This window comes from Fulvivirga sp. (assembly GCF_040220315.1).
Taxonomy (GTDB): Bacteria; Bacteroidota; Bacteroidia; order Cytophagales; family Cyclobacteriaceae; genus Fulvivirga.
This window is the reverse complement of the sequence record NZ_JAVJUY010000307.1, coordinates 1-4,583: the sequence shown is the minus strand read 5'-3', so window position 1 is coordinate 4,583 and position 4,583 is coordinate 1. Positions and strand designations below refer to the sequence as shown.

The 4,583-nt window shown below is 38.0% G+C and carries 6 protein-coding genes; 4 read left to right on the top strand and 2 right to left on the bottom strand.

Annotated elements, in window-relative coordinates:
* From RLO81_RS15465 to chrA, 4 genes are all read left to right on the top strand, one after another.
* Positions 1 to 1,090: elongation factor G (locus tag RLO81_RS15465; protein WP_350113566.1), on the top strand; the 1,090-nt coding region annotated here is incomplete at its 5' end.
* A gap of 11 nt (positions 1,091 to 1,101) precedes the next feature.
* Positions 1,102 to 1,407: a 30S ribosomal protein S10 gene (gene rpsJ / locus RLO81_RS15460; RefSeq protein WP_350113562.1), complete on the top strand. Its 306-nt coding sequence runs from the start codon at positions 1,102 to 1,104 to the stop codon at positions 1,405 to 1,407.
* 120 nt (positions 1,408 to 1,527) lie between these two features.
* Complete coding sequence (locus RLO81_RS15455) at positions 1,528 to 2,499, top strand: isopenicillin N synthase family dioxygenase (RefSeq protein ID WP_350113559.1); 972 nt, start codon at positions 1,528 to 1,530, stop codon at positions 2,497 to 2,499.
* Positions 2,500 to 3,681 (top strand): chromate efflux transporter, encoded by a 1,182-nt coding sequence (gene chrA, locus RLO81_RS15450; RefSeq protein ID WP_350113575.1) that lies wholly within the window; start codon positions 2,500 to 2,502, stop codon positions 3,679 to 3,681.
* Here the strand turns inward: chrA and RLO81_RS15445 are convergent.
* Both RLO81_RS15445 and RLO81_RS15440 read right to left on the bottom strand, forming a co-directional pair.
* Positions 3,678 to 4,352 (bottom strand): energy transducer TonB, encoded by a 675-nt coding sequence (locus tag RLO81_RS15445; protein WP_350113572.1) that lies wholly within the window; start codon positions 4,350 to 4,352, stop codon positions 3,678 to 3,680. The two genes, chrA and RLO81_RS15445, sit on opposite strands and share 4 nt — an antisense overlap.
* An 81-nt stretch (positions 4,353 to 4,433) precedes the next feature.
* The coding region (locus RLO81_RS15440; protein ID WP_350113569.1) for an energy transducer TonB at positions 4,434 to 4,583 on the bottom strand (150 nt) is incomplete at its 5' end.

Here is a 4,583-nt window from a genome sequence, read left to right as displayed (position 1 = left end):
GTCTGGTTCTTATGTATACAATACAAGAACTGACAAAAAAGAACGTATTTCTAGGATTTTCCAGATGCATGCGAACAAGCAAAACCAAATTGATCAGCTTTATTGTGGTGATATTGGTGCTGTTGTTGGATTTAAAGATATTAAAACTGGAGATACACTTTGCGATGAAAAAGCAAAGATTGTCCTTGAGTCTATGGTGTTCCCAGAGCCAGTTATAGGATATGCAATTGAGCCTAAAACTCAGGTTGATGCTGATAAATTAGGTATGGCAATCGGTAAATTGGTAGAGGAAGACCCTACCCTACAGGTAGAAACTAACCATGAAACTGGTCAGACTATCTTAAAAGGTATGGGAGAACTTCACTTGGATATTATCATCGATAGATTAAAAAGGGAGTTCAAAGTAGAAATTAACCAAGGAGCTCCTCAGGTTGCTTATAAAGAGACTATTCAGTCTACTGTTGAGCACAAAGAGGTATATAAGAAGCAGTCTGGTGGTAAAGGTAAGTTTGCGGATATCGTATTCGAGCTGGGGCCAAAAGATGAAGACTTCGAAGGCACTGGATTACAGTTTGTAAACAACATTGTTGGTGGTGTAATTCCAAAAGAATTTATTCCTGCCATCGAGAAGGGTTTTAGAGAGGCTATGAAAAATGGTCCATTGGCTGGATATCCAATTGAGAATATGAAAGTGAGATTGTATCATGGTTCATTCCACGATGTGGATTCAGATGCACTTTCATTTGAAATGGCAGCGAGAATAGGTTTTAAGGAAGCAGCGAAGAAAGCAGCCCCTGTGTTATTGGAGCCGATCATGTCTGTTGAAGTTGTTACACCTGAAGAATATACGGGATCCATTACTGGTGACTTAAATAGAAGAAGAGGTATAATGAGGGGTATGGATACTAGAGGTACTGCTACTGTTATTAAGTCAAATGTTCCTTTATCAGAAATGTTTGGTTATGTAACTGACCTTAGAACAATGAGTTCTGGAAGAGCTACTGCTTCATTAACATTTGCTCATTACGACCCAGTTCCTAAAAACATTGCAGATACAGTAATTGCCGATACTAAAGGTGAATTAGCTTAAAGAATTTAATTATGAATCAGAAAATAAGAATAAAACTAAAGTCTTACGATCATAATTTGGTTGACAAGTCTTCAGAGAAGATTGTAAGAGCGGTAAAAACTACAGGAGCTGTAGTAAATGGACCAATTCCGTTGCCAACAGTGAAAGAGAAATTTACTGTATTGAGGTCTCCTCACGTAAACAAGAAAGCTAGAGAGCAGTTTCAACTTTGCACTTATAAAAGGCTAGTTGATATTTATTCTAACAGTACAAAAACTGTAGATGCCTTAATGAAGCTCGAGTTACCGAGTGGAGTAGATGTTGAAATTAAGGTTTAACTACCTGAAGTAATAAAATGAAAACCCTGATCAACGATCAGGGTTTTTTTGTTTTTAAGGCTAATTATTCTCAAAGAAATCAATAATTTTAATAACTTGATTAATTAATTTTTTCGACCTATGAGTAACAAACTTTATAACGAAATTCCGTCATTGGACTTGGCAGATTTTATTTACGGAGATGAAGCAAGAAAGACCAAGTTTGTTCAATCTTTAGGCGATGCATACAACAGCATTGGTTTTGTTGCTGTTAAAAATCACTTCTTATCAGACCAGAAATCTGAAGAACTGTATGCAGCAATTAAGAAATTCTTTTCCCTGGAGGAATCAGTAAAACAAAAATATGAAATTGAGGGATTAGCTGGTCAAAGAGGCTATATAGGTAAGGGTAAAGAGCATGCGAAAGGAAGAACCACGGGTGATTTAAAGGAGTTCTACCATATCGGTCAGGAAGTTACCGATGGCGATCCAATAAAGAGCGAGTACCCTGACAACGTTTGGGTCAATGAGGTGCCTGAACTTAAAGAAATTGGTCTAGAGGTTTATCAAAGTTTGGAAAAAACCGGTGTGTACATGCTACGGGCTATTGCCTTGTACTTAGGCTTAGAAGAAATGTATTTTGATGATAAGGTTAAAAACGGTAATAGCATATTAAGACCGATTCACTATTTTCCTATTGAAAATCCTGATGAAGTTCCTGCAGATGCGGTGAGAGCCGCAGAACATGGGGATATTAATCTAATTACCCTTCTGATGGGTGCTAGTGCAGATGGGTTGCAAGTGTTACGAAGAGATGGCCAGTGGATACCAATTACGGCTCTTCCTGAGCAGTTAGTTGTAAACGTGGGCGATATGTTAGAAAGACATACCAATGGAAAATTGAAGTCTACCATTCATCGCGTAGTCAATCCACCAAAAGATAAAATGAAAACAAGCAGGTATTCAATTCCATTTTTTATGCATCCAAGAAGTGATATGGACTTGTCATGTTTACCTGAATGTATCGATGAAAATAACCCTAAACAGTTTGAAGATATCACTGCTGGTGATTTTTTGAGCGAGCGGTTGGCAGAAATCGGTCTTAAGAAATAGATTTTGTTTAGAAAGGTACGATACTATATCTTTCTGCGGGATGTTCTTATACTGGCTGTAACTGCTTTTGGCGGCCCTCAAGCGCACATCGCCATGTTTCTTGATCTGTTGGTCAAGAAAAGAGGATATCTGTCTGAAGAGGATTTAATTGAGCTCAATGCCCTATGTAACATTTTACCAGGGCCTACTTCAACTCAAACCATTACTGCAGTGGGTTTTAAAATAGGTGGACCTAATTTGGCCTATTTAACATTGTTAATTTGGATGACACCAGCAGTTACTATCATGACAATTGCTGCCATAACAATCTCCAACCTTCAAGAACAGAATATATCCATTGAATTTACCCGGTACATTCAGCCCATGGCTGTTGGATTCGTTGCATTTGCAGGCTTTAAAATTGCAAGGAAGGTCATTCACTCAAAACTAGGGTTTGGATTGATGTGTACATCAGCGTTAATCTCCCTTTTCTTTGGCTCACCGTATGTATTTCCTATAGTTTTGGTGGCAGGTGGTTTAATCACATCGTTGAACTATAAATCGCATGCCATTGAGGCGAAAGACAAGATAAACATTCAATGGGCAAATTTTATTTTGTGGGGTTCGGTTTTCATATTGGCCGCTGTACTAGGCGGATTGACAAAGGCTCTTCCAGTACGATTATTTGAGAACTTTTATCGTAATGGCAGTTTGATTTTTGGAGGTGGCCAGGTACTTATTCCATTTTTATACACAGAGTTTGTTGAATTTAAACAGTATTTGACCTCTGAGGAATTTTTATCGGGTTATGCATTAATGCAGTCACTTCCAGGCCCGGTATTTTCATTTTGTGCTTATGTTGGCTCTTTATCTATGAGAGAGTATGGTGTTGGTGGGGAAATTATTGGAGCTATTTCAGCAGCACTTGGTATCTTTTTACCGGGTGCATTTTTAATTTTCTTTGTTATAAGATTTTGGGATAGCCTTAAGAAATTCAGGAGGGTAAAAGCTTCTCTAGAAGGTATTAATGCGGTCAGTTCCGGAATGGTGATAGCTGCTGCTATTATTATGTTTATGCCGTTAGAACCAAGCTATATTAATTTTGGTATTACTCTCGGTACATTTCTGGTTCTAACTTTTACGAAAATCCCTTCACCATTGATTATTGTTGCAGGGTTATTGGGGGGCATCTTAATTTCTTAGTTTAGTTGGAAAACAAGCCTTACCATAATTCGCTGTCTTACTGCCTTACCCCTTTGTTTAGGAGGATTCCAGTTAGGTGCACTTTTAAGTAGTCTTTCTGCTTCTTCGTCACAACCAGCACCAATACCTCTTACTGTTTCTACCTCTGTAATTTCACCATTTGGGCCAACTACAAATTGAACGAAGACCCTGCCTTCAATGCCCATTCTTCTGGCTTGGGCCGGATATCGTATATTCTTAGAGATATACTCATAAAATGATTGGTAACCACCCTTAGGCGTTGCTGGTTCTTCCACTATCTGAAACACTTCATCGGCAACTTCTTCTTCGGGAGCTTCCTCAATTATTATTTCTTCGATCACAGTTTCTTCTGTAATATCAACATCAAGATCTACTTCTATTTCTTCCTCAATCTCTTCTTCGTCTGGGATTTCTATAATCTCTGGTTGCTTGATTTTTGGAGGCGGGGGTGGGGGCTGTTCTGTGGGCGGTATTTCTAATAATTCTTCAAAATCATTTGATAGGGTGTTTAAATCCACGAAGCCCATGTCATCATAGGATTTCCATTCAAAGGCAAGTGTAACAGCAAGAATTGAAACGAACAATCCGATATTGAAAAACAACCCTTTTTTATATCTTAAATCAACCTTCTTAGCTTTTTTCATAGTTATAACTATATAAATAAATATAAAACTAAATAATTAGTTATATGAATCAAAATAAAGACCAAACTATGTTTGGCCTTCTATTTCTTATCCTAACTTGAAAGTGATAGGCAAAATAATTCTTTGCTTAACAGGCTTTCCTCTTTGTTTTGGAGGACTCCATTTTGGAGCCGACTGAAGCACTCTAACAGCTTCGTCATCGCATCCGGCACCAATACCTCTTACTGTTTCTACCTC